General features: G+C 59.7%; 21 protein-coding genes. 4 read left to right on the forward strand and 17 right to left on the reverse strand.

Annotation, left to right across the window (positions count from 1 at the left end; genetic code table 11):
• Nucleotides 1-69: 69 nt before the first annotated feature.
• The 3 genes from BBOU_RS07595 (at nucleotide 70) to BBOU_RS07605 (ending at nucleotide 1,878) form a co-directional block, all read left to right on the forward strand.
• Nucleotides 70-747: a 5-formyltetrahydrofolate cyclo-ligase gene (locus tag BBOU_RS07595; protein WP_026502423.1), complete on the forward strand. Its 678-nt coding sequence runs from the start codon at nucleotides 70-72 to the stop codon at nucleotides 745-747.
• A gap of 102 nt (nucleotides 748-849) precedes the next feature.
• Complete coding sequence (locus BBOU_RS07600; RefSeq protein WP_026502424.1) at nucleotides 850-1,038, forward strand: FmdB family zinc ribbon protein; 189 nt, start codon at nucleotides 850-852, stop codon at nucleotides 1,036-1,038.
• Between the two features lie 114 nt (nucleotides 1,039-1,152).
• Nucleotides 1,153-1,878 carry an SAF domain-containing protein gene (locus BBOU_RS07605; RefSeq protein ID WP_081815446.1) on the forward strand — a complete coding sequence of 242 codons (726 nt, stop codon included), beginning with the start codon at nucleotides 1,153-1,155 and terminating at the stop codon, nucleotides 1,876-1,878.
• A gap of 58 nt (nucleotides 1,879-1,936) precedes the next feature.
• On the opposite strand, the gene BBOU_RS07610 is transcribed toward BBOU_RS07605, so the two are convergent.
• The 11 genes from BBOU_RS07610 to BBOU_RS07660 form a co-directional block, all read right to left on the reverse strand.
• The gene (locus tag BBOU_RS07610) at nucleotides 1,937-2,143 is read right to left on the reverse strand and encodes a hypothetical protein (protein ID WP_033490122.1); all 207 of its coding nucleotides are present in this window, start codon (nucleotides 2,141-2,143) and stop codon (nucleotides 1,937-1,939) included.
• Nucleotides 2,143-5,757, reverse strand: coding sequence for a PDDEXK-like endonuclease domain-containing protein (locus BBOU_RS07615; protein WP_026502427.1), 3,615 nt, complete (start codon nucleotides 5,755-5,757; stop codon nucleotides 2,143-2,145). Before BBOU_RS07615 ends, BBOU_RS07610 begins: the two co-directional genes overlap by 1 nt.
• A gap of 7 nt (nucleotides 5,758-5,764) precedes the next feature.
• Nucleotides 5,765-7,717 (reverse strand): variant leucine-rich repeat-containing protein, encoded by a 1,953-nt coding sequence (locus BBOU_RS09465; RefSeq protein ID WP_051616600.1) that lies wholly within the window; start codon nucleotides 7,715-7,717, stop codon nucleotides 5,765-5,767.
• Nucleotides 7,718-8,015: 298 nt separating this feature from the next.
• Nucleotides 8,016-8,399: a 50S ribosomal protein L7/L12 gene (gene rplL, locus BBOU_RS07625; protein WP_015451001.1), complete on the reverse strand. Its 384-nt coding sequence runs from the start codon at nucleotides 8,397-8,399 to the stop codon at nucleotides 8,016-8,018.
• A 112-nt stretch (nucleotides 8,400-8,511) separates the two neighbouring features.
• Nucleotides 8,512-9,033 carry a 50S ribosomal protein L10 gene (rplJ, locus tag BBOU_RS07630; protein WP_026502428.1) on the reverse strand — a complete coding sequence of 174 codons (522 nt, stop codon included), beginning with the start codon at nucleotides 9,031-9,033 and terminating at the stop codon, nucleotides 8,512-8,514.
• A 246-nt stretch (nucleotides 9,034-9,279) separates the two neighbouring features.
• Nucleotides 9,280-10,413 carry a class C sortase gene (locus BBOU_RS07635; protein WP_051616601.1) on the reverse strand — a complete coding sequence of 378 codons (1,134 nt, stop codon included), beginning with the start codon at nucleotides 10,411-10,413 and terminating at the stop codon, nucleotides 9,280-9,282.
• Between the two features lie 246 nt (nucleotides 10,414-10,659).
• Nucleotides 10,660-12,756 (reverse strand): SpaA isopeptide-forming pilin-related protein, encoded by a 2,097-nt coding sequence (locus BBOU_RS07640; RefSeq protein WP_026502429.1) that lies wholly within the window; start codon nucleotides 12,754-12,756, stop codon nucleotides 10,660-10,662.
• A gap of 170 nt (nucleotides 12,757-12,926) precedes the next feature.
• Nucleotides 12,927-14,699 (reverse strand): SpaA isopeptide-forming pilin-related protein, encoded by a 1,773-nt coding sequence (locus tag BBOU_RS07645; protein ID WP_026502430.1) that lies wholly within the window; start codon nucleotides 14,697-14,699, stop codon nucleotides 12,927-12,929.
• Between the two features lie 60 nt (nucleotides 14,700-14,759).
• Nucleotides 14,760-15,752, reverse strand: coding sequence for a choice-of-anchor A family protein (locus tag BBOU_RS07650; protein ID WP_026502431.1), 993 nt, complete (start codon nucleotides 15,750-15,752; stop codon nucleotides 14,760-14,762).
• A complete protein-coding gene (locus BBOU_RS09315) occupies nucleotides 15,749-16,393 on the reverse strand; it encodes a hypothetical protein (protein WP_161788236.1) in 645 nt (214 codons plus the stop codon). The genes BBOU_RS07650 and BBOU_RS09315 overlap by 4 nt, the downstream gene beginning before the upstream one ends.
• 299 nt (nucleotides 16,394-16,692) lie before the next feature.
• Entirely contained in the window at nucleotides 16,693-18,087 is a 1,395-nt protein-coding gene (locus tag BBOU_RS07660) for an NCS2 family permease (RefSeq protein ID WP_026502433.1), read from the reverse strand.
• Between the two features lie 247 nt (nucleotides 18,088-18,334).
• Here BBOU_RS07660 and BBOU_RS07665 point away from each other — a divergent pair, with 247 nt between their 5' ends.
• Entirely contained in the window at nucleotides 18,335-19,348 is a 1,014-nt protein-coding gene (locus BBOU_RS07665; protein ID WP_026502434.1) for a putative endonuclease domain-containing protein, read from the forward strand.
• Between the two features lie 490 nt (nucleotides 19,349-19,838).
• Here BBOU_RS07665 and pstB read toward each other — a convergent pair whose 3' ends face one another.
• The 6 genes from pstB to BBOU_RS07695 form a co-directional block, all read right to left on the reverse strand.
• Nucleotides 19,839-20,618 (reverse strand): phosphate ABC transporter ATP-binding protein PstB, encoded by a 780-nt coding sequence (gene pstB, locus BBOU_RS07670; protein ID WP_026502435.1) that lies wholly within the window; start codon nucleotides 20,616-20,618, stop codon nucleotides 19,839-19,841.
• Between the two features lie 54 nt (nucleotides 20,619-20,672).
• The gene (gene pstA / locus BBOU_RS07675) at nucleotides 20,673-21,686 is read right to left on the reverse strand and encodes a phosphate ABC transporter permease PstA (RefSeq protein WP_026502436.1); all 1,014 of its coding nucleotides are present in this window, start codon (nucleotides 21,684-21,686) and stop codon (nucleotides 20,673-20,675) included.
• Nucleotides 21,683-22,636, reverse strand: a complete 954-nt coding sequence (gene pstC, locus BBOU_RS07680) for a phosphate ABC transporter permease subunit PstC (protein WP_026502437.1) — start codon at nucleotides 22,634-22,636, stop codon at nucleotides 21,683-21,685. Before pstC ends, pstA begins: the two co-directional genes overlap by 4 nt.
• A gap of 197 nt (nucleotides 22,637-22,833) precedes the next feature.
• Nucleotides 22,834-23,967, reverse strand: coding sequence for a phosphate ABC transporter substrate-binding protein PstS (gene pstS, locus BBOU_RS07685; protein WP_026502438.1), 1,134 nt, complete (start codon nucleotides 23,965-23,967; stop codon nucleotides 22,834-22,836).
• Between the two features lie 316 nt (nucleotides 23,968-24,283).
• On the reverse strand, nucleotides 24,284-24,991 hold the full coding sequence (locus BBOU_RS07690) for a response regulator transcription factor (RefSeq protein ID WP_026502439.1): 708 nt from the start codon (nucleotides 24,989-24,991) through the stop codon (nucleotides 24,284-24,286).
• Entirely contained in the window at nucleotides 24,988-26,448 is a 1,461-nt protein-coding gene (locus tag BBOU_RS07695; RefSeq protein ID WP_051616602.1) for a sensor histidine kinase, read from the reverse strand. Before BBOU_RS07695 ends, BBOU_RS07690 begins: the two co-directional genes overlap by 4 nt.
• Between the last annotated feature and the right edge of the window lie 59 nt (nucleotides 26,449-26,507).

Below are 26,507 nucleotides of genomic sequence, written 5' to 3' on the forward strand. Positions count from 1 at the left end.
TCCGGCGCGTGTCCGAAAACGTATCATGCACAGCCGCGCCTTCCGACGGTCGTGGTATCAGTGGGGGGCATGAGCATCACCGACGCTTCCCCCGCTTCCGTTGAGCCGGCCATGGGTGGCGGCAACGCGGCAATCGCTGCTGCCAAACGTGCCGCCCGACATGTCGCGCTGGCACGACGCAAGACCGTCACCGCCACAGAATTCACGCAGGCGCAGCACACGCTGGGCCGGTATGCCGGGCTCCTGTGCCGCACGTTGCCCGGACATGCCACGGTGGCCGCGTACGCGTCCATGGGGACCGAACCGCCGATGGATGACGTGTTGGCCGACCTGCTTGACGCCGGTATGCGCGTCCTGGTGCCGCGACTGGGACCGGGAGCGGATGACGCTCCGGCATGGAGTGAGCTGGATGGTCTTGCGTCGCTACACGATATGCCCCGCAGCGGGACAGGCGGTTTGCGGCCGCGAGAGCCCGGCACCCGAGTCTTGGCGGCAGAAGCGCTCAACGAGGCGGCGCTCATCCTGGTGCCCGCTTTCGCCATCGATACGCACGGAATCAGGCTCGGCCGCGGCGCCGGATGGTATGATCGCGCCCTCACGCACGCCTCACCGTCAGCATGCATCGTCGGCGTATGCTGGCCGTGGGAGTTGACGGATACGCCCGTCCCCCACGTCGGCCATGACGTACCTGTTCACGGTGTCCTCACCCCGGCAGGGCTACGCATGATTCGCCCGCTGGGCGCATGATTCCGGTTCGCGGACCGAGAACATCATCGCTGTCACCGATTCGACTAGGATGTGAACAGATTACGTAACACACCGACCTGTCGATTTCGTGGAGGGACCATCGTGCCAACCTATCATTACCGTTGCAAGAACTGTGGCTATGATTTCACCGAGCAGCAGTCATTCAGCGACGAGCCGATCACCGTATGCCCGCAGTGCGGCCAAGAGCAGGTGCACAAGGTCTACGCCGCCCCCTCCATCGAATTCAAAGGCAGCGGCTTCTACCGTACGGATCGCGGCAGCTCGAAGTAACCAGCATCCGTGATTCACGCCCCCGGAGTCTCAAGGCACGGGGGCGTTGTCATCTTCTGACCACAATCATCCACACAGGTGGCGCCGACAGACACCACCAGCCATGATGGGCGCATGAGACAACACGAATCATCCTCACCGTCGCACCGCCCACATCTTGGTTTGGCGCAACGCCGCCGTATAGCAATCATGCGACGCGTGGCACGCACCCTACTCATCGCCATCGCCGTGTTCAGCATCCTGCAATGCGTCACCGCCACCGTCGCCACCCAACCCATGTTGAGCACCACCGGCGATATCACACGCGGGCAACGGCTGACCGCCAACGACGTGACCGTCATCACCGTGCCGGCGCACACGTCATTCGCCAACGCGCCAACCGAACCCAAACACATCGAATCCCGCATCGCCCTCGTGGACATGCCGGCCGGCACACTGGTCCTGCCGTCGCACATCCGCGGAACGCCCGTCGCCCCGGAAGGCACCACCGTCATCGAAACGCGACTGGCAAGCAAGCCGGAAGGCGTCGACGCCGGCGACGAAATCGACCTGATAATCGGACAGGCGTGCGCCAGCATCATGCCCGATACGTCCGACGCGTCGGAAACGCCGGAAACGCCGGAATCATCCGAAACGCCGGACGGGCAGCATCCGCAAGATACCGCGCCAACAACACCGAGCCGTCAATGTACCATCGCCACGCAAGCGACACTCATCGCCTTCAGCCAACGTGCAGACGGCACCACCGCAGACAGCGCATCCATCGCCATGCGCCCCGAAGAAGCACTCACCATCATGAGCCTGCCCGACAGCCTACCGGTCATCGCCACGCGACGGTAAGACACAGCGCCGCCAAACGGCAAGCCAGCGGGTCGGCGCAGCGCATCAGCACGACACGTCAGTGCCCGCGCTCGCTGAACACCGCCCAATGAGGCGGCAGTTCGCCCAGAATCCGCTGATCGTCATCGGCGGCACGCTGTTCAGCGGTCAAGGTGTCGGACGGTTCAAGTTTGACACCATCCGCATCAAAACGCTCCGTACCCTGCAACGTCACCCGGTGGTGGCGACGCGGGGTACGCCGATGCGGATCATACGCGGGCGCCATCACGCCTCCCTATACAACGTGCCGATACGGGCGACCATACGGTCCACTTCCTTATCGGGGTTCACGAACGCGGCGACACTCCACACCGTCATCGCCGACCAGCCAAGCCGGGCAAGCTCCTGCGGGAGCAGACGGTGACGTTCACGCGTGGACTGCATACCCATGAACTGCGCGTCATCCGTAAGCACGGCAAGCGCAAACGGCTTGCCCTTCGCGCCGACCACCAGCGGAATACGCACACCGTCGCTGAACCCGTAATCCACTGCGACCTCCAGCCCGCGCGCCTTGACACGCTGAGCGAGATCATTGAACAGCACATTGTCAGCAACCTGAACCGGTGTCGGACGGACAGCCGTCGCGTCAAGCGTCGAAGCCCACGACAGCAACTGCTTGAGCAGACGCGGACCGGACTGGTGCAACCGCTCATCATCCATATCTTCAGGACCGAAGGAGGCGACAATATCAAGATTACGGTCGGCGAGCGCCAACGCGTCAAGCAGCATCCCCTTGCCGCCGTCGCCTTCCAGCGGACCGAACTGCTGGATCAGACGCCCGTGCGTGGTTTTCGCGTAACACATGGAAACGATGACGTCCGTCGCTTGCGCACCGGCGACCTCATCAAGGCTGATAAGCCGCACATGGCGCAGGAAACGCCCCATGGTCTTATCTTTGGAGGCGAGCGACTTGAGTTCGGCGCCCAAGCGGGTACGGAACACTTCAGTCATCGTGACCACGGTGAGCACGTAGGATACGGGGACCACAGTGAAGGATTTCGCCCGATTGCAAATCAGTTTGGTCACGGTTTCGATTTCCTGCTGGCTGCTTTCCACCAGCCCTGAGGAAATGACCGGCACGCCGGTCGCCTCGATCCGATGCAGACGCACCATGCCTTGCATCCCCTCAGTCGGGACGGCTCGGCGAACCGGCCCGTAACCTGCTTCCTGGAGGAACGCGGACAAGCGCGGCGAGCGGCGGGTCAACCGCGGTCGGGCCTCGACATGCGGCAGCAAGCCGATCAGCGTTTTCACACTCGGCGAGGTCACAGTCGCATCATGCGCGATGATGACGACCTGCCGGGCGCGGCAGATGATGGACAGCAGTTCAATGGCCGGCATGTGGGCGGCAGCGTCGATAATCGCCACATCCGCCAACGGCGTGGGGTCAGTCAGCGCGGCGAGCGTGGACGGGGTCGCCATAAGTACCGGCTTGGCCAAAGCCATGATTTGCGGATGGTCACGCAATACACGTCCCAACGGCGTGTTCGGGCCGCCGGCGAGCACCGTATGCAGCTGATTCGCTTCCTGTGTCTTGGAAAACAGCAAGTCGCACAGTTTGCGCAGCGACTCTTGATGAATCATCGGGCCGATTGAACGCACATGCTCGGTATCGACCTGGCCGAACCGGTCCGCAGCCGTTTGCAAGGCGGAACCATCCTGGTTCGAGATGATCGCAGACTGTTTGACGATATCCTCGAATACGGTCGTCCACCACGACAGCTGGAGTTCACCCTCCACCGCTTCAACCGGCACGCGGCGGGCACGCAGATCATCAACCAGCTCATCCAAACCGACTGACCTGAACTCCTGCTCAAGCAGGCAGCGTCCAGGCAGCGTGTCCAACGCCATATGGTCGTTATACAAGGCTTTGAGACGCTCTTCCAGCGTGTTGAAATCAAGGGATTCAAGATTGCCGCCCTTGGGTGTCGTGGCAAGCACAGCGTCCAAGGACGTGATATTACGCATCAGGGCGTCCTGTGTTTCGAGAATCGTGTCCAGTTTCGGCGGCAGGACAGGCCATCCGCCGTGAGGCACGAACAGATGCCACTGCTCGGACTGCTTGGCGACCACAACCAGCGCATCATGCAGATTCTCGACCTGCGCGCCCACGCGAAGCAGGCTCTTGGCTTCCTTGACCAGCCGGCGACGTTCCCAGAACCCCAGATCAGAGCCTTCCGACTTGCGTTGCTGCTTCGACTTGCTGGCCTCAATCATCGAATCGATATCGCGTTCGAAAATCTCCGGCTGGAACACGTCAAGCACGCGACGCAGATTCTTGAGCACGGTGACCTGCCGACCCCACTCCTGAGCGGTGGTGGGGATCGGGAACCCGCAAGTCTGCACGGTGGTCGCAACCTGCTCGCGGGTTGCAGGCAGCAGCTTCTGCATCAAATCAACCACACGCTGGTACGCGTTGACAGCCTGCTCCTCAGTGGTCAGCGACGCCTGATACCACGCGGTATCATCCGGGCCGACGGTGTATTCGCCAAGCTCGCCTGCGGCACGCAGCTTGTTCGCCCACTCATCCATATGCCCGTTCAACGTGCGGGCCGCGGTGTCGCTCAATCGCACGTGGGTGGCGGGATGGGTCGGCAAGGTCGCGATACTGGCGAGATTCTGGATGGTCTGGTACGCGGACACGCCCCAACGCTCATTCACCCCGTGCAGGTCGCCCAGATAGCGGGTCAGGCGTGAACGCACGCCGACCAGCTCGTCAGACAGCTGGTCGAAGCGGCTTGACGCATTGCCCGCCCGATAGCCGACCGCGGCGATCAGCTGCTTGTCAATCGCAAGATTGCCCTGCTCATCGGCAATATCAAGCACCAGATCACCAATGACATTACTGCCCATGATTTTGGTGAACCGGCGCTTCTGCTCGGCCACGCATGGCACATACAGCACCGAACGACCGTTCATGATGCAACGCGAGGCGATGGCCGCGGCCTGCGCCGCACTGCCATTGCCGACTTCACTATCCAAAACGATGGAATGCCCTGCGGCGACAACATTCGCGGCATATCGCACCGTGTTGTCCACATCGCCAACCTCGTATTCGGCATGCGGGTCGCCATCGAAGGGACTGTATTCGGGAATCTTGTCGGATTCGATATCGTGAATCGCCTGGGCGTCGCCGGCAAGCGCATCAAGCATGGTATTACCGGTCGGCCCCTTACGCAACGCGTCGATAATCCGCTGGCTTTCCAGCAGAATCTGCGCGCTCGGATCCATGAAACAGCCGACGATGATGTACCGGTCAATATCGAAGTCGGCGAACGCCCGTCGCGCCTGCTTCTCGATCGCCGCGAACACGGCGGATGTTTCCGGCGTGCCATTGTCGTAGTTCGAACCGTCAAACAGTTCGTCTTCATCAAGATTGACGCCCTGATCATGCAATTCGGTCACAAACGCGGGGTTGAGTCTGCCACGTCCGGTGAATTTGATCGTGGCGTCGGTTTCACCGCCGCCCGGCTTACGGGTCACGTCCACCGGGTACAGCAGGACAGGCACGGATTTGCCGGACCACGTGGCTACGCCGACAACCATGGACAGTTCCGCGACGCCGCTGATCCGGCTTTTCGCGGTCTGATCCTCGTACACGCGTTCCAGGCGACGCCCGGCGGCACGCAACATGCCGGTGTCGCGGAACAGGGAATCGAGCGGCGCTTTGCCGCTGGCGAACAGCTGGGCGATACCCGACGGGTGGGCATGGGTCAAGTCAAGTTGGGCGGACAACTGGCTGATATCTTCAAGCGGAGACGGTGCCAGCGAATTACGATAGTCGTCCCGCCAACGCCGCATCTGGCGCAGCGCCTGATCGGATTGGGTGAATTCGCTCATCCTCGACTCACTTTCCTACCGCTTTGCGGTATTCCTGATAGCCCTGATTGTGCGCGAGCGCCGCATCGACATCAGCATTCCCCTGTGCGGCGAGCCACGCGTACAGGTCATCGTACAGCGTGGGGTTCATCGCAAGGAACGGCAACAGTTGGGCGTGCCGCGCAATCTGGAACTGATCAGTGTAGTCGGTGGTGGTTTTCGCTTGCGCCGCAGTGAAACCGCCGACTTCGATCTGTGGTTCTTTATGGTCGAAATCGCCGCGGGAAACACGGTCGAACACCGAGCCGGGTTCGAACACCGGCTTGAACGGGGTCTGCTGGGGTTGGGCGGATTGCTGGGATTGCAGGGATTGCTGGGCGTCCGAGGCCTGAACGGAGGGGGTTGAGCCGGCGGCTGCCGTCTGTGCCGCCGTGGCCGGATCGGAGCTCACCGGGCGGGCGAAGCGGCTGTAATCCTGGCCATTGGGCAACTGATCAGGCTGAACGATGGCGGGATTGGATTGTGGGGCAGGCTGCGCCGGCTGGGCCGGCTGGGCAGTGCGGCCGGATTGCGGCATGGCACTGAACAAGTCATGAACCGACACGACGGAATCGTCGCGGTGTGCGGGTTCGCTCGGCTTGACGGGGGTGACGGGCTCTGCCGACGCATCGGATGGTTCGGAATCAGCGGATGGTGCAGGGTGCTGCACCGGCAGCACGGGTTGCGGTGATTGAGCCGGTTCAGCAGCCTGTGCGGGCTGGGTTGGCTGCACGGGGTGTGCCGGTTGGACAGACTGCTCGGGCTGGACAGGCTGAGCGTCCGCAGCCGACTGGACCGGCTGGGCATTCCTAGCGTGCAACTGCTCCTGACGCTCGGTTTCCTCACGCTGGGCGCGCTCCTGACGCTGGAGCTCGGCCTCCTGCTCACGCTTGAGCTGCTGCTCACGCAACTGTTCCAGCTCCTTGCTGTGCTCTTCGGCATCGGCGAACAAGTCACGCGGACCGGTCTCAACCGGCGTTCCCGGCTGGACAACCAGTGGAAGCTCCTGGATCGGATGCTCTTGGGCGAATTGACGCTGCTGGGTTGCCGTCACCACGGCATCAGGCAGCACAGCCGCAGCAAACGGTTGCGGCCGCATCTCAACGGCGGGTTCAACAGTCGCAGTTGGTTGGGTAGGCCCGACAGTCTGGGTATGCTGGGCTGACGCGGCTTGCTGAACGACCGGCTGCATCGGTGTCGCCGGCTGCGTAGGCTGAGCGCTCGCCGGCTGCGTAGTCGTATGCTGGGTTACAGGGACAGTATCCTGCGGTTCCGCCGGAGTACGAGTATGCGTATCTGACGGCTGGGCTTGCTGATCAGGCTGGGATCCCTCACCGGCCGGCTGCGGCTCGTCCACCGCCGGTTCCGTTCCCGCGAGCCGCGGTACCTGCAAGGACGCATCACGCAGTTGGCGAAGACGATCAGCCACATTCTGCGAGCTGAACATTGCCGTCGGCTCGCCCGCACGCAAGTTCAGAATATCGTCAACGGACATGTCAGCCGGATCAGGCTCCTGCTTGGCACCATCACGCGCATACGCGAACAGGTCGGTCACTTCCGGTTCGGTATGCTCCTGCGCTTCAACGCGAATGAAATCAACGGGTACGTCGCCGAATTGCAGACGAATCGGCGAATACGGGAGCTGGAAATCGACTTCAGCTTGCAGACGCGTCAACTCGCCGTTCTCGCGAATCATATATGAGCCGTTCGTGGAATTGAGGTCGCGAATGTCGGCCGTGCCGTCATCGTGTACGGTAAGCAGGGCGTGGCGCTTCGACATGGAGCGCCCTTCATCAACGATTTCAAAACGACGATGACCATCATCGGCGAGCGGGCGAAGGGGTTTGCGCCCGATTTCCAGGCTTTCTCCCGGCTTGATATCCATCTGCTCGGCGCCATTGACCTTGATGATCCACTGCTGCCCGGATCGCTGCTCCGTCACCTTGCGGCCTTCCTTTCGCCTTATACGCGCATGTGCACACTATCTGCCATTGTGCCATGCCTCCACTATTTTCGCTCAATTCCCCGCATGTATTGACAAGTCCCACGCAATAGGCGAACACGCAACGCGTCGGCGAGGCCAGCCGCCGCCAGCGTCGGCAGAAGCAGAATGATGGTCGTTCAATGATGTGGCGGGATGACTGGTGAGAAAACAAACGACCCCGACCGCCCACGGGGGACGATACGGGGTCGTTACGCTGAAACACTCAAGCTCAATGATGCGGCTCAAGCCGCAGTCATTACTTGAGCTCGACGGTGGCGCCAGCCTCTTCGAGCTGCTTCTTGGCCTTCTCGGCGTCTTCCTTCTTGGCCTTCTCGAGAACCGGCTTCGGAGCCTCGTCCACGAGCTTCTTGGCGTCAGCCAGGCCGAGGTTGGTGATGGCCTTGACAGCCTTGATGACCTGGATCTTCTTGTCGCCAGCGGAGGTCAGGACGACGTCGAACTCGGTCTTCTCTTCCTCAGCGGAATCGCCAGCGGCCGGAGCGGCAGCGACGACAGCGGCGGCCGGAGCGGCAGCCTTGACGTCGAACTCATCCTCGAAGGCCTTCACGAACTCAGAAAGCTCGACGAGGGTCATTTCCTTGAACGCATCCAGGAGCTCTTCATTGCTGAGCTTAGCCATAATGGCTTCCTTTCAATCATGGCAGCGGGTTGGTTTTGGGTTGGTGTCCCGCGGCCTACATGTTCTATTGTTGTTGAGATACCGATATCGTAACGGGCGAGCCCGCGCGAAATCAGGCAGCCTTTTCCTGCTTCTCGCGCAGAGCGTCGATAGTACGCACGGCCTTGGTCGGCAGTGCGGTGAACAGGTACGCAGCCTTGGACATGGTGCCCTTGATTGCGCCGGCCATCTCGGAAAGCAGTTCCGGACGAGACTTGAGGTCTGCCAGCTGCTTTGTGCCCTCGGCGTCGTACACGGTTCCGTCGTAGAAACCGCCCTTGACGATGAGAGCCTTGTTCTTCTTGGCGAAGTCACGCAGAATCTTCGCACCGGCAATGGCGTCGCCATTCACGAAGGTGATGGCGGTCGGGCCGGCGAGCAGCTCATCGAGCCCCTCGATACCGGCTTCCTTTGCAGCAATGCGAGCCAGCGTGTTCTTAGCCACAGCGTAGGAAGTATCGCGGCCTAGCTTTTCACGCAAATCAGAAATCTGCGGAACGGTAAGCCCGCGGTACTCGGTCAGGTAAATTGCGTCCGCATTACGGAACTTGTCCGTAAGCTCGGCAATCACCGCTTCCTTTTCGGGCCTCTTCATGGCGTTCCTTCCTAAGTCAACCGTTGACTGCCGAAATCGTCCCGCCGAACCGAGCCTATGCGGTTATGAACGCAATAAAAAAGCTCTGCACGCAGGCAGAGCACACATGCCGCCGAAGCGGCTTTCTCAACCTGCGCTGGCTTGGCATGCCAATTTCGGTGACCTTACGGCCACACCAACGGTCTGTGGTTTACGGATGGTTAGTGTATGCGATGATGCGGACTAGCGGGACGCCGGCGTGTCGGGTCAGTAGCCGTGGCGGTTGGTGGTGTGTTGGATGGGCATCCAGCGGTTGTTGCGGTGCAGCACCGTCCAGCCGATGAGGGTGATGGCGAGAGCGGCGGCGGTGATGATGACGCCGAGCAGGCGGGAGTCGCCACGGGCGTCCTGCGGGTAGGGGGCGGGTACGGGCATGCGCACGCGGTGGCCCGACACCAGCAGACGATGCGTGTTGACACCGTACGGGGTACACGTCATGAGCGTCACGCGATCCTCGCCGGGTCTGATGCGCAGATACCGGTCGCCTTCGGTCGGCAGGATCACGGTGATCGAGTCCACCTGGTAAGCGAGCGTCTTCCCCATAACCTTGACGTAGAAGTCGTCGCCCTTGTTGAGCTCGTCGATACGGGTGAACATCAGCGCGTTGACCATGCCACGATGTCCGGTGAGCACGGCATGGGTGTTCTTGCCGCCGACCGGCAGCGACGTACCGTACAGGTGACCGGACCCGCGGTTCAGGGAGTTCGCGCTCGTGCCATGGTAGATGGGCAGGTTCACGGAGATTTTCGGGATGACGATCGAGCCCATGATGCCGTCGTTGGACGCATTGAGCAGGCTCATGTACGTGGCGTCCTGCGCTGACATCGAATCGTTGTCGTCGTTGGTGGTGGAGCGGCCGGAGTCGGTGGTGAACGGATCCTGCGCCTCGCCGATGGTCGGCTGGCCTTCGGCGGCGAGCTTTCTGTTGTAAGCGCGAGCCGCGGCAAGCGCTTCCTTGGCTTGCGGGTATGGCCATCCGCTCACGTTCTTGTCGACTTGCGCGGCGAGCTGGGCCTGATGCTGGTGGTCGATGAATTGCAACAGATACGGGTAACCGATGATGGAGACGCCGACGATGGCGCAGATGATGGCGATGGCGGTGAATATGCGCGCCTGCAGGCGTGCCGAGCGGGCCCTGCGCATGCGTTCGGCGTGGTCGGGTGCGAACAGTTCGGGCATGGTGCCCGGGTTGGGGACGAATGCCGTGGCGCCGGATGATGCCGTGCCGGATGGCGCGGCCTCGGTTTGCGTGTCGCCAGGGGTGGATGGTGTGTCTGGGCGGCTGACGTTGCTGGCGTCCTGCTGATCCGTGGTGTGCCCGCGGTGTTGGTTGTGTCGCATTGCCGCTCCTTCCGCTACAACCTTACCGTATGATGACGGCGAGCGACATCAGACGAACAACCCGCCACCCTCTACCGACGGTGAGAAGGGTGTCAGCGTCGGTAGAGGCAGACGGGAGAGGAAATGCGTGGAGCCTTGCGGCTTCCGGATGCGGGGTTCCATATCCGGGGCTGCAGGGCTCCAAGGGGGTATGGCACGGGGGGCGCTACACGGGCGCCGGGCGCGCCGCTACCACGTCATACGCGTTCAGGCCAGACGGGAGGCCTTGCGGGCATGGACCGCGAACACGCCCGCCAGCGCGACAACCGCCACGCCGATCACGGTGAAGAACGCGATGCCCGCGGCACCGGTCTTCGGCAGCTCGGTGATGGACTTCACGTTGTCGACGGTCACGCTCGAGGTGTTCTTGGTCACAGTCACCGGACCATCAGCCGCAGTCACCAAGCCATTGCTCTTCCCGTACTTGTATTCCAGCGTCGTGAGGATGTGATCGCCGGATACGACATCTGGGCTCGCGTCGAACATGGTCTGGCTCCCGTTGCTGTCATCCTTCGTGTATGTGGGGTCGATGGTGATGTCGAACGACGGCAGTGCGTTCTGGAAGTACTCCTGCGGCGCCTTGATCTCGTGGACCGTGTACGTGCCTTCCTCCAGGCCGTTGAAGTCGATTTTGCCTTTGTCGTTGGTCAGGAAGACACCCCTCCCGTTGAGTGTGTTGAGCGTTTTCTCATCAGGCGAGGCTTTAGTGGGATAGGCGGTATCCGCGGTCGGCTCGTTGTCGACGGTGCCCCACGCGCCGTCCGACAGCGTCAAATACTTGCCGTCGGAGGACCTCTTGACCGTGAACTGAGCGTTCCGCAGTGGCGTGTTGTCCTTGCGGTACTGCTTGACGAGGCTGAACTTGAACGAGTACACGTTCACCGTCGGGCCAAGCACCTCATGATGCCCGGTGGCGGTATGGTCGGAGAAGTCGACCTTCACACTGTTCGCGTTGCCGTTCGGGTCGATGCCCGTGGTTTCGGCGCCGGCCGTATTCGTGACGAACGCGTCCTTGTTCAAGGTGGCGGTCAGGGTGATTACCACGGAGTCGTTCGTCTGCCATGTGGCTCCCGCTGCAGTGGTGCCGTCGCCGTTGACCAGCTTGGCCAAGTCGATTGTCATGCCGTTGACCGTCTTATCGGTGTCGCTGACCGTAGTGGGCGCCGCCGTGTAATCGGTATCTGGCGTCAATGCACCGTTCTTCAGCTCCTCGTAGACGCCCGTGACATTATTCGCCCGGTACAGCTTGACGCTGGTGACCTTCGGATCGCTGAACGGGATCTTGGTGTGGGCGTTCTTTTCGAAGGTGTCGGTGACGAGCAGCTTGCGCGCGTCCGCCGCCGTCGTATCGGTGTTCTTCGTGTAGCCGGCGTAATTCGGGATAGCGGTCTGCAGCTGGAAGGTCACGATATCGCCAATCGAATATGAAGGGTTCAGGTTCGGTGTGGTACCGTCTTTCTCCACCACCTGCTTGAGCACGTCGCCAAACGTGTTCTTGACGTCGATGATGCCGCTGACATTGGTGTGATTGCCGTCGGAGAGCCACAGGCCCGGGTATACGGTGTTCGGCGCCTTGTACAGGGTTGAGGAGACGAGCATCGGCACGGAGCGTGTGGACGTCTCCATGTTGTCCGTGGTGTCCTTCATGGTGTCCCACACGAGGTACAGGCCCGTCTTCGGGACCGCGGTGCTGTTATCGTCTTTCAGCGTGCCGGTGTCCATCAACGTGTCTTGCCCGACCGGCGTAATCTTCGTGGACTTGAGTTTGCCCAGGTCCGCGGAGCTCATCGCGTCAAGCGCCGAGCCGAGCGCGTCCGCGAACTTGCGCTCGGTCGCCACGCCCTTGCCCGGGTTCGTGGTGTCGGTGTAGCCGTATGGCGCGTCCGGGGATTGGGTGGCCACGGCTTTGAGCGCGGAGTAGATCGCGTCGGTGTCGGTCAGGGTCGAGCTGTCCACACCGGCGGCCGTGAGCGCCGTCTTGAGCGTGGCATCGGGAAGGTCGCCCTGCGTGTATTTGAGTGTCTCGATATCGAGATAGCTGGTATTCGCTGCCGCGGGTTTCACGTTGTCCATGTCGTACGCCGCGACCAAGTACGCCTTGTACCGGTCGGCGTGGCTCTCGTAGAAATCATCGCGTACGGCGATCCTGGCTGTGGTATCGGTGGTCGTTGACTTGAGGGGATTGTCGTCGGAGCTTCCTCCGCCGATGGCCGCCATCGCCGTACCCGCACCCAATGCGAATCCTCCTACGGTCATGGCCGCAGCGGCCACACCCGCGAGGAACTTCTTCCATGAAGCCTTCATGATAGCTCCTTCGTTATTCATCTCTTCCGCACAGCCCAACAAACACCGTTGTGCCCGTCCGAACGTTCATCGTCGCGCAATCGGACAATATTGCACCTGCCCCGCTGCCATCATCGGCATCGCCGTCAGGTATTTCCCATCATATGGGCATAGGGGGGGGGTATGAAGCATCAACACGCCGGGCGTTGTCTAATAAAGCGACGCTGTTGTCCGCCTATGGAGGAAAGCACGTCTATGCCGCCGGTTCGGGAAGATATTCGACCAACTACATTCAGGCCCGTCAGCGTAGCCGGTTCAAACAAGAGGGTTGCGCAATATGGTTCCGGTCTGGAGAATGCGTGGAGCCCTGCGGCCGGGGATGCGGAGGGTTCCGTATCCCGGGGCCGCAGGGGGTATGGCACGGGGGCGCTACACGGGCGCCGGGCGCGGACCGCGAACAGGGCGACCAGCGCGACGATGACGCTGATGACGCCATCCGTGCCATCCGCATCCTGGTATGTGGTCGCGTTACCGACGCAGCGCGAGGCATCGATCTGCGCGTTGTTGTCCGCGAGGCAGAACACGTCACCCGCCGCATCGGCGACCTGCCATTGTGAGCCGGCAAGCTTGTCTGAATGGCTGGGATCGTTCGCGTTGCTGCCGTCGACCTTGTACCACGTCACCACGGTCGGGGTGTCGGGTACCTGAAGCACACCGTCGGCAACAAGACTTGCGACACCATCCGCCCAAGTCACCTTGCCGTCTTTGACCGTAAAGCCGTACGACATGGTGTTGAGCGTATACCCTTTAGGCGCGGTCGCCTCTTTCAGCGTGTACGTGCCGTCGTCCAGATCCTTCACGGTGAACTTGCCGACGCCGCTGTCCGTGTCTTCCAACGTGCCGGTGTCAGCGGCCAGGCGCGGGGACGGCTTGGCACTGTCCATCGTGGTTCTCACGACGGCATCCGAGGCATGCGACGTGCCGGTGCCGGTTGACAAGGTTTTGCCTGTCGCATTGATAACGGTCCCCGAGGTCTTCGCCGCGGCCGTAGTGGTCTGGGAATCGACCAGGTCCGAAGTCACTTCGGTCGGGCAGCTGGTCCCGTCCGGGGCGCCATCCGTCGCCTTGCCGACGCCCACGGTAATGGCGGAGCCGCCGGTGAACGAGAAGTTCGCGTTGCCGGTGGCCTTGTACCAGTTCGCCGTGCTGTCATTCGTATTGTTGTTCGAGAACAGGAATTGCTTGCCGGAAGTCGCCTTGTCGATGATGGCGTACACGTAATCGCCGCTGCAGGAGGCCTGCTTCATCTTGACATAGTTGCCGACAGCCAGCCACGTGCCGTCATTCTTCTGGTACTTGAGGTAGACGTCACCCGTCCAGCCGGACTCCGTGTGATGGAAGTAGACCACCATCTTGGAGCTGTCGACGTCGATGACGGTGACATGGAGCCGGACCGACTTGTTGCCCGCGGTGGCGACCACCGTGGTGCTTCCGGTTTTCTTGGCTGTCACCAGGCCAGAGCCGCTCACCGAGACGATGTCGGGATCCAACGCGGACCAGCTGGTTGCCACGGTGTTCGGGTCGACAGTCGCTTGGAACAGTTGCGTCTTGTTGACGAACATTTTGACGTCCGCCTCGGCGCCCACCGTCTTGTCAGCGTCGCCTGAGGCTTTGGCCACGGTGGAACCGTCGCTTGTCACCGTCAACGAATTGACATTGACGGCGTTGACCGTGGTGTCGCCCTGGGTCAGGGTAATGCCGGTGGCGGCAGTGGTGTTGTCGTTCACTGTCCAACTGGTGGCTGTACTGGCATCGGTTTTCGTGAGGGTCCAGCTTGATCCGGCGAGTCCGGTCTTCGAATCGTCACCGCTGGCGTATTTCGTCCAGCTGACGCTGCCGCCCTTCTTCTTGTCGCCGATCGCGTAAGCGGTACGGCCGTCAGCGGCTGTGAAGGAGTGCATCATCTGGTCATCGGAAGTGGTGACTTGTTTACCGTCTTGTCGTACACCAACGACGTCAGGAAATTAACGTTGGCATCGCCTTTCTGCAGGGTCTGAACGGTATAGATGTTGGTGTTGGGCCGGTACTTCCGGCGCGTTCGTCTCTCTGATGAAATAGTTCGCGTTCGGCTTGAGCCCTTTGACAACGACCTTGCCTTCCTCGGTGGACCAATCGTTACTGCCGTTGTCAGTCACCGAGATGATGGCGCTGGTGCCTCTCTTCGCGTCCTCGAGTGAGCCGTATACACTCCACGAGGCTCCCGAGAGCGTTTCGTTAGTCGAGTTGTCGACTTTGCCCCAGCCTATGGCGGAGCTGTCCTGCGTGTAGTACGCGTTCCACGGCAGGTTATGGCGTTCCTGGTCCATATCGATGACGGACGCGGAGTTGCCGCCTTCGAAATTGGTGAACAGGCTGCCGTCGGTGTATTTCACCGGCGTGGGGTTATCTACCTCGAAGTCCCCGCCCACATACACGCGGCCGTTGGTGGACACATGCGACTGGAAGCCGCCGTTGGGCACGTAAATACTGCCGATCCACGCCGCCGCAGGGTCGTCGCTCGTGGTCATCTGATTGGTGGTCTTGATGACACCGTCCTTTGATTTCACCGTCTGGGTGCCGGAGCCTTGGCCGCCGCGGATGGTCAGCTGCGTAGTGTACGGGAAGTTCCAGAGCACCTGCTGGGCACGCTTGGCATATATGCTAGGCTCGTTATCGTTGCCCGACTTGGTGTAGGAGTAGTACCCGCCGATTTCCGTCACGTCGGAATCAGTGATATTGGAGCTCGCGTCGCCACCCCACCATATGCGCCAGCCGTTGTGGAAGTCCACGGTGTTCGTGCTTGTTGGGGTGCCGTCATCGTTGACCACGTTCACCACCACGGATGCGGTGTCGGGGATGTTGCGGAACCAGAAATCGACACCGGAGTATGTGCCGTTCGACAGATCCGAGGCCTTGACGTTGAAGATCTGCAGGGACGATTCGCCATCGCCGGTCAGGGTGATGAGCTTCTCGTTCACACCGCTGGTGAATTTGAACTTGTAGCTGTCAACGGTCTGGGTGTTGTAGACCTCATGCTTGAAGTAATCATACTTGACCGTGTCAGGCCCTCCTCGTCCAGGACCGGCGCACTGCCCGTGGTGTAGGTGCCATTGGCCTTGAAGCCGGCGAGTTCTAATGATTGTGTCAGGGTATCGGTGCCGAAGTTAGCGTATTGGACACCGTTGATCTTGAAGGAGGTGGAAGGGTTCTGGCCCTCGCCATCGAGCGTGTCCCACCTGTTTTCAAAATCGAGTACCTTTTGACACCAGTGCCAAAGAGGTGTATTTGGGGTCCTTAGATTTGCCCCATTCACGGGAAACTGATGAATTAGACGGTACCGTCGCCTTGTAATGGAATTCTCGACTATCGCTAGGGTAACCAACCCAGCCACCGCCGTAGTTCTTGTCCTGCCCGGTCCCCAGGCCGCAACATCAATGCCTTTGTCGGTCATCAACTGGAAAATGCCCGATTTGTCCAAACCGCGCACAGCCAGCACGCTGGTAGGGTTTCCTTCACTATCCGTTTCGGCAGGGCGGAACTGGGAGCCGAAGCCTACCACGCCGAAGCGGAAGCCCTGGCCGCCCCGCCACCACTGTGCTTCGGGGTCCTCGCCTTCCAAGGCTTCACCATGTGTCACCCTCCTCATTCGCCTGCCGGATACCCGCTCCACCTCCTTGAGTGAAGCCCCGCCAAATGATTTTCGTCGAACGCTTGGTCTCAATCATCTGGCAGCCTTACCACACCGTTACAGCGTTCAGAAAAAACGACACGCCGGCACCACCCAGATTCCCGTCGTATCTCCCACAGCGAATCCTCCCCACGGTACACCATCCCCGCGGCATAGCGAGCGGGGCCGCCGCAACGCGACAGCCCCGCAACACCCCGGCAGACACCCGCCGGCAATTCACCGCTCTACGGTCAGAGCACCGCCATGCAGACGAAATCAAGGATGAACAGCGCAGAGACCACCCAGATCACCGGATGAACCTCCTTGGCCTTACCCTTGCAGGTCTTCACGATGCAGTACGTGATGAAACCGCCGGCGATACCATACGAAATCGAATAGGAGAACGCCATGAACACGGCGGCGAACAGCGCCGGAATCGCATCCTCGATGTTATCCCACGCGATTTCCTTCAGGCTTGCCGCCATCATGCAACCGACAATCACCAGCACGCCAGCCGTCGCAGCGGACGGGACAGCGGAAATCACCGGAGACAGGAATGCGGACAGGGCGAAGCAGATCGCCACCACGACGGAAGTCAACCCCGTGCGACCGCCGGCACCAATACCCGCCGCGGACTCCACGTACGTCGTCGTGTTCGAAGTGCCGAAAATCGCGCCGATCGACGTGGCGATGGAATCGGCGAACAGCGCACGATCCATCTTCGAGCTGAAGCCAGAACCGTTCTCCAGAGCCTTCTCATCCTCGTCGGAGAAGATGCCGCTGCGGCGTCCCGTACCGATGAACGTGCCCAGCGTGTCGAAGGTATCAGACATAGAGAACGCGAAAATCGTCACCAGCACCAGTGGAATACGCGCCGGGTCGGAAAACAGGGAGGGGAAGCCTTTCGCACTGAAAATCGCGCCGAACGTGGTCGGCAGCTGAGAGAAGGTCTCACCGATCGACACGGAATTCGACATCGTCGTCAGACCCATCGGAATGCCGATAATCGCAGTGATGATAATCGTCAGCAGCAAGCCGGCCTTCACCTTCGTCACCGTGAACACAATGGCCAGCAGCAAACCAATCAGGAACAGCCACAGCGTCGGGTTATTCAGCGTCGCAAGGCCCGGAGTGGCAGCAGTGGCAAGCCCCTTGCCGGCGGCCTTCGTGTCCTTCGGGGTGAACGTGATGAATCCGACATTAAGCATGCCCACATACGCCACAAACAAGCCGATGCCGCCGCCGATCGCATGCTGAAGGACCTCAGGAATCGCCTGGATGATCATCTTACGAATCTTGGTGACCGTGATGATGATGTTAATCAAGCCGCACAGGAACACCATGCACAAGGTCTCCTGCCACGTGAACTTCAAGCCAAAGCACACCGTATACGTGAAGAACGCATTCAAGCCCATGCCCGCAGCCTGCGCGTACGGGACATTCGCGAACAGGCCCATCACCAGCGTGCCGATAATCGCCGCGATAATCGTGGCAAGGAACACGCCGCCCCACGGCATACCCGTCTGATGCAAAATCTGCGGGTTGACGACGATAATATACGACATCGCGAAGAACGTGGTCAAACCAGCGGTAATCTCAGTGGATACCGTGGTGCCGTTCTCCTTGAGATGGAAGAACTTCTCCATAAGTTCTGCTCTCTTCTCTCTACTGTTTGAATCAATCGGTCGGATACTTGAGTTTGCGCGCGGACGGGCAGACAGGCGTCATGAATGAGCCGCGCCATGCGCCGAAGCCGCAGACGCGTTCACCATATCACGCGGAGAAGTCATGAAGACGACAAGGCATCTTCCGACCACATCAAGCGGGCACCGTGGCTTCGCGGATTCCACATCACCTAACGTAGCGCAAACAACAGTACAGAAAGGACGCATCATGCAAAACACCAATACACAGCACGACACCCCCACCCTACATAGCCAGTTGCATGCACGCCACGCCATCATCAAACAATCATGCGAACAAGCCACCCAGCGGACAGACAAACCACTCATCGTCGGATACCACACCGCCCTCATCCTCCAATACATCCCCACACCAGCACAATGCCGCAACAAATCCGCGATTCAAACCGTCGACGTACCAGGCATGGCCAAACTATGGAAAGCAGGAATCACCCCACACCAATGGATCATCGGCAGCGCGGAATCACTCGTCCCCATTCTGCCCAAGCTTTACGCGTTTGACCTGTTTCACGCATGGGCGCAAATGGCCGCCACAAGCACATTCGAACAGCTCATCATCATGGGAGATGCCATCATCCAATTACTTGCAGACGCCATCACCGTAGGAATCCCGGATCCCGGAACCCCTATACATGTCAGAGGATCGAACATCACCGTCCGATTAAGTGAAGAACTCGCCGGGCGGTTACAGCACGCGCAGCACAGCATGGCACCCGACCTCACTAGCACACAATCTGTAGTACGTATAGCACTCGGGGAATTCATCAAACGCCCAGAACGATACCGTGGAAAAAGCCAATGCCAGAAAGCATACCGGCATATCACAGGAACCGCCCTCTCGCCGCAAGAAACAAGAACCAGGCTGGCCCTGACACGGCACGGCCTACCCGAACCTGAATGCAATATCACCATCAGAGACCTGCATTTCACATCCGGCGCACCCGTGACCGTGGACTTGGCATGGCGAACCGCGAAAATAGCTATCGAATATGACGGAGATCATCACCGGACCCAACGTGCACAATGGATGAATGATCATCAAAAACGCAATCTTCTCCAAAACAATGATTGGAAAGTATTCGTCATCGACGCCACCGCCCTTGCCACAGATGAAGCACGAGCAAACTTCGCCTTCTCAGTTGCGAGAGCACTGGAGCTGAGAGGCACGCCAACGCGATTCACACCGGTAGCACGGCCATGGTAATGCACCGTTCATCACCTATGGCATCATGATGATGCCGGCCTGACAAGAACACGCGAATAGGAGCATCTCCATATCTTCCCATCGAAGTTCAAGATTAAGAGAAGTTGAGAAAAAAGTCTCAACAACTCTCGATTTTATGCCCCGCCGCGGAGAAATCGAGAGGCGGAAGGGCAAACGGCGGCCACCAATCGATGAAATATGGCGGAATGATGCGGTTTGCTTGAACAGGCAATCGCCGTGGAATCCCAATAATTCTCCAGTTGTTGAGCATGAAAGGAGTTATTGAGGAAAAAGTCTCAACAACTCAAGCTGATGCATGTGAACAACGAGTTATGAAGATTCCACCGGGCTGCCGCTACGATTTGGCTGATGAATCAGCCTCACGTGCAATTATTGAGCCCCGCACTGCACGCGCGGGGCCACACTTTCTGACCGGCTGAAGCCGGCTTGCGACAGCCCACCGGGCTGCCGCTACGTTTCGGCTGATAAATCAGCCGAAACGTCCCGATACATACCGTTCGGCTTCTTCGTTTTGGGGGTTGTTGAACATCGTGGTCGTGTCGGCGAAATACTCGAGATGACCGGGCTGACCTACGGCCTTCAAGTTGAAGAATGCCGTGTAATCAGCGATACGGGCCGCCTGCTGCATGTTATGGGTCACAATCACAATCGTGTAATCATGCTTCAGCTCGTTGATCAGATCCTCCACGGCGAGCGTCGAAATCGGGTCGAGCGCTGAGCACGGCTCATCCATGAGCAGCACCTGCGGATGCACAGCCACAGCACGCGCAATGCACAAACGCTGCTGCTGACCGCCAGACAAGCCGATACCCGGATTATCCAGACGATCCTTCACCTCATTCCACAGGTTCGCGCCACGCAACGCCCACTCAACCAGATCATCAGCATCCGACTTATTCAAATGCTTATTGTTGAGCTTCACGCCAGCCAGCACATTCTCACGAATCGACATCGTCGGGAACGGGTTCGGACGCTGGAACACCATACCCACATCACGGCGGACAGCCACCGGATCAACATCCTTGTCATACAGGTTGCGACCCTCCAACAGCACCTCACCCTTGACATGAGCGCCCGGAATGATCTCATGCATACGGTCAAGCGTGCGCAACACCGTCGACTTGCCACAGCCGGACGGACCAATAAATGCCGTCACCTTATTCGGCTCAATGTTGATGTTCACATCTTCAACAGCCAAAAAATCGCCGTAATAGATGTTCAGATTCTTGACATCAATACGTTGTCCCATTGTTTTCCTTCAATAGTTCGGAAATTACTGAAAACGCACATGCGGATGCGCATGTCAGCGCTCAGCCTTCACCGCGAACACGCGGGCGACCAAACGACCGATAAGATTCAAAATCAGCACAATCACGATGAGCACCAGAGCCGCAGCCCACGCACGCTGCATCGGAATATCAGTAACACATGCGGCACTCGCATGCGCAGGGCACGCGACCTTCAGCTTGCTGTACTCCTGATACACATACACCGGCAGCGTAGTCATCTGGCCGCTGAACAGGTTCACGTTCGTCGTGGAAATATAGCCCGCCGTCATCAGCAGCGGAGCCGTCTCACCAACCACGCGCGCAATCGCTAGAATCACGCCCGACACAATACCCGGCAAAGCGGTACGCAACACGATCTTCGTAATCGTCCGCTGCTTGGTCACGCCAAGCGCGTACGAAGCCTCACGCAAATCGTTCGGCACGATCTTAAGCATCTCCTCACTGGACTTGACGACCGTCGGAATCATGAGCAGCGACAAGGCGACCGAACCCTCAAAACCGTTGAACGTGCCAGGACCAACCAGAATCGTGAACATGGAAAACGCGAACAGGCCGGCGACAATCGACGGAACGCCGCTCATCACATCAACGAGCAGGCCGATCGCCTTCGCGAACTTACCGCCACGCGAATACTCGATAAGAAACACCGAGCACATGATGCCGATCGGCACAGAAATCACCAGCGCACCAAACGTAATCTCCAGCGTGCCGATAATCGCATGCTGAATACCGCCATACCCGCCGGACGCGGTCGGCTGACCGCCAATCACGCCAGACATGTTGTACGACAGGAAATTCAAGTTCAGACGCTTCACACCATTGGCGATCGTCGTCCACAACACGGAAAACAGCGGAATCAACGCCACAATGAACGCGACCGAAATCAGCGCGCCCATCGCCACATCCTTACGCTTACGGCGGGCAATCATCGAACGAGTCGGCTGGAACTTGTCAAAATCAATGACCGGAGCGTCCTTCATCAGCGACTCGCCGGCAGCCTGCGCATACTCTTGCGAAGCAGACATCATGCACTCACTTTCTGCGTGATCTTACGGGCGATGAAATTGACGATAAACGTGATCAGGAACAGCACCAGACCGGTTGCTATCAGCGTGGACACGCCCAACGAATTCGCCTCCGGATACTGGGCGGCAATATTCGCGGCAATCGTCTGATTCTGCGACGCCTGCAAAATCTTGAACGAGTAGTGCAAGCCAGGCGACAAAATCATCAGCACCGCCATCGTCTCGCCCAGCGCACGACCCAAACCAAGCATTGAAGCAGACACCACGCCCGACTTGCCGAACGGCAACACTGCAAGCTTGATCATCTCCCACTTCGTAGCGCCCAACGCGAGCGCCGCCTCCTGTTGCAGGCGCGGAGTCTGCAAGTAAACGTCACGCGCCATAGACGTGATAATCGGCAAAATCATGACCGCCAACACCACGGCAACCGTAGCGACCGTACGTGCAGGATTCGCGGCCGGACCCTTAAACAGCGGAATCCAGCCAAGATACTTCGCTACCCAATTCCAGAACGGGTAGATGGCAGGCACTAGCACAATACCGCCCCACAAGCCGTAAATCACCGACGGGATAGCGGCCAGCAAGTCGACAATCATGCTCAACGCGGTCGCCAAACCCTTCGGCGCGTACTGCGAAATGAACAACGCAATGCCGACGGATACGAAGAATGCGATCAGCAAGGCGAGCGCCGCAACCAGTACCGTACCGAACGCGAGCGGGCCGACATACTGCCAGAAATTATGCGCCTTACCGCCGGTGAACGACTCAATCGTCGCCCTATTGGCGTTCTGGTCGCCGCCGATCAGCGGCCAGGCGCGGAAGAAAAGAAAGAGAAAGACCGCAGCCAAAACAACAAGGATCAACGCGCCGCATGCGAACGCGATCCACTTGAATATCTTGTCCGCTGACTTGCCGCCGACCGGTTGGTCGAGGGTGGATTTCTCGGAACTCACTGGTTCTCCTTACGGGCTGACACCCGAAACCGGGTACATGGTGGAACCGGATTCAGGCCGCTCCCGCTTAACCAGCCGGGACGCAGCCTGAAACCGTTACATCATTCCACGTTCGATACTACCGTCTGTCAGGCGTGCGACTGTCCGAACCGGACGAAACCTACTCGAACGGCCGCACTTGACAGGCTGCCTGGAAGTCACTTCGTTTCGATCGCGTCAATCGACTTGGTGACCTTAGCACGCAGCGTGTCGCTCATCGGAGCGGAGCCTGCGTTATCGGCGGCAACCTGCTGGCCATCCTCGCTAATCACGTAGGTGAGCCAGGACTTCACGAACTTCGCGGTGTTGGCGTCCTTGTACGTGGGGCAGACGACATCGTAGGAGACGAGAACCACAGGGTAGGCGCCATCAGCCTTAGTCGCGTGATCAAGCTTGACCACCACGCGGTTGTCGCCCTTGGCGGTGTCGTCGAGCGGGGAAGCGTCCACGACCTTGGCGGCGGCTTCAGCCGAATACGGGACGTACTTCTCGCCGACCTTCACGGCCACGGTGCCCAGATCGCCGGCCTTCGAAGCGTCAGCGTACCCGATGGTGCCATCAGCTTGGCTGACAGTGTTGATCACGCCATCCGTGCCCTTGGCGCCCTGACCAACCTCATTCGGCCAGTTCTCGCTCAAATCGTAGCTCCAGTTGTCCGGGGCGACATCCTTGACATAGCTCAGGAAGTTCTTGGTAGTGCCGGACTTGTCGGAACGGTGGACCACCGTGATCGCAGTGTCAGGCAGATCAACCTTCGGGTTCTGCTGCTTGATCGCGTCATCATTCCACTTGGTGATCTTGCCGTCGAAAATCTTGGCGATGGTCTCGCCGTCGAGGTTCAGGTGCTTATCCTTGCCGGAAACACCCTTCAGGTTGAATACGATAGCAATCGGAGAAATGTACACCGGAACATCGAATGCTGTGCCGGAAGCGCACACCTTGGAGGACTGCTGGACCTCATCATCGCTCAGCGACGCGTCGGAACCGGCCCACGCGGTCGCACCGGTGAGGAAGGTGCTCACGCCGGCGCCGGAACCGCTCGGATTGTAGGAAATCTTCGCATCCGGATTCTGCGCTTGGTAGCTGGCGATCCACGCCTCAACAGCGGACTGCTGTGAGGAAGCGCCGGCACCCTGGAATTCGCCGGAAATCTTCTCGGCGGAAGATGCAGACTTTCCGGCGGCGTTGGAGCTGCCGGATGCGGGCTCGTTGTTTCCGCAGGCGCCAAGTGCCGCAAGCATGGCGACACCGGAAACAGCGGCGATGGAACGTACAAGCAAATTCTTACGCATGTCTTCAAATCCCTCTGAAATCACATCGGGCGGAAATCCGCCTTGTGCCTCGGGGCTGCCGCCCCGCATCATAAACATGGCACCTTTCCATTCATGACACTTCAAGCCTATGGGAGATTGTGGGGGCTACGGGCCAAATCAGGTGAACGGAAGATGAACTCTTGTCGATATCGCAGGAAGCTTCACAGAGCGGCCAGCGGAGACAAGCACTCCTCTCCCCCACCTTCTACCGACGCTCACAGGCGCCCCAGCGTCGGCAAAACCCTCTGCCGACACTCACCGACCACTCAGTGTCGGCAGAAGCGGAGAGGGAGGGTTATTTGGTGGTGGGGGTGTCGATTTTGTAGCCCAGACCTCGGACGGTGGTCAGGTATTGGGGGTGGGAGGGGTCGGGTTCGATTTTGGCGCGCACACGCTTGACATGCACATCCAAGGTCTTGGTGTCACCGACATAGTTCGAGCCCCAAATACGGTCGATCAGCTGATGGCGGGTCATGACACGACCCTTGTTCTGCATGAGATACTCCAGCAGCTCGAACTCCTTGAGCGGGAAGAACACATCCTGCCCGCGCACCGTGACCTGATGCTCGCCCACATGCATGGTGATATCACCGCACACCAGCGCAACATCATCATCCTGGGCGCCCGGCGTCTGCGCCGCCGACTGGTTGCGGCGCAACACCGCACGAATACGTGCCAACAGCTCGCGGAACGAATACGGCTTGGTCACATAGTCGTCCGCACCTATTTCCAGTCCAACAACCTTGTCGATTTCCGCGCTTTTCGCGGTCAACATGATAATCGGCACGCGGCTTTGCTCACGAATACGCCGGCACAACGCGATGCCATCGATGCCGGGAAGCATCACGTCAAGCAGCACCAGGTCGGCACCGCCGCGCGTAAACAGTTCCAAACCTTCCTCACCGGTTTCCGCGGCCTCGACATCGTAGCCCTCACGCGTCAGCTGATACACCAACGGTTCACGGTAGGATTCCTCATCCTCGACAATCAGAATGCGTGTCATACTGCTGTTTCTGCTCCTGTCTGTTCCACTGTTCCAAGCTGTTCAGCCTTATTCGCCCGCTCAAGCGGCTGCGCATGATCGTCCGCGAGCGCAGCGCCGGCGGCACCCGCATCGACGGCATCACCGGCACTCGCACCCGCACCATCACTCGCATCAGCTTCGTCGGCATCACCGTCCAATGGAAGCTCAATGGTGAACGTCGATCCGCTCCCCTCATGCGACCATGCTGAAATCGTGCCCCCGCACTCCTCGACACAATGCTTGGTGATCGCCAAGCCAAGACCCGTGCCGCCGGTATCACGCGAGCGAGCCGGGTCGACACGGTAGAACCGTTCAAAAATGCGGTCCAACGACTGTTCAGGAATGCCGATCCCCTGATCGATGACGCGAATCGTCACCGTGCCTTCGGCGTCATGCCGCGCAACATCGGCTGTTACCGTCGTATCCGAAGGCGAATAGTGGATTGCGTTCTCAATCAGGTTCTTCACCGCCGTGGTGAGCGCGCGACGATCCACACGCACCACAGCAGGCCCGCCCGAATGCGTCACCCGGATATCAATATGCTTGTGTTCCGCCTGCACGGCGTTCTGCTGGGCGGCATCTTTGACCACATCCAACGCGTCCACCTGCTGCGCTGACGCGACCCCCGACGTGCTTTCCGCACGCTGCAATTCGATAAGCCGTTGCACCAGATTGGTCAGACGCTCGGATTCTTTGGAAATCCGGCCCGAAAAATAGCGCACCGCATCCGGGTCGTCCGCGGCATCCGTGATCGTTTCCGCAAGCAAAGCAATAGCTCCGGCGGGGGTTTTCAACTCATGCGACACGTTCGTCACAAAATCACGACGCATCATCTCGAAGCGGCGGCGTTCACTGATATCACGGATGAACACGGCCACACGATGCCCATCAATCGCACCGACATGGATGAGCAGATGACGCTGCCGCGCCGGATTCACCGTGCCCGCTTTGACGCCACGTCCCGGATGGTCCCCACTCTGGCGCTCATGGCTATCTACTGTGATTTCCCGGTCACGCGTCTGCCCGTCAGCCGCAACCATGGCGGCAACCTGCGCGAGATCGTCATTGATAAAGCCGGTATCGCCGACAAGCGCGAGATTACGGGCGGCCGGGCTGACATATCGAATGCGACCGCCGTCATCCACAATGACAAGCATGTCAGGCATTACGTTGATGAACTGTTCTTCAGCCGCACGAACCGTGCCCTCGCCGAACACGCTCGACACCCCACGCAAGCCGTCACGGGAACCGGCATGGTCACCGTTCGCACGAGGTACAGCGGAACGTGCTGCGAGAGCATTGCCGTTGCCGGCGTCCCCATGCTTCCCGGCACCCGTGCGGCGTCCCCAACGGTACCCAAGCAGGACGGCGAGCGCCAGTACCAGCATCGCAACAACCACGACGATCACGGTAATCGTCCACTGATGTGCGTCCATCGTTCCTCCCTGTGCCGCAATCCGCGGCGGCTCCGCATCAAGCGTAACCTCGCGGACGT

Source organism: Bifidobacterium boum (genome assembly GCF_000741535.1).
In the GTDB taxonomy this organism is placed as follows: domain Bacteria; phylum Actinomycetota; class Actinomycetes; order Actinomycetales; family Bifidobacteriaceae; genus Bifidobacterium; species Bifidobacterium boum.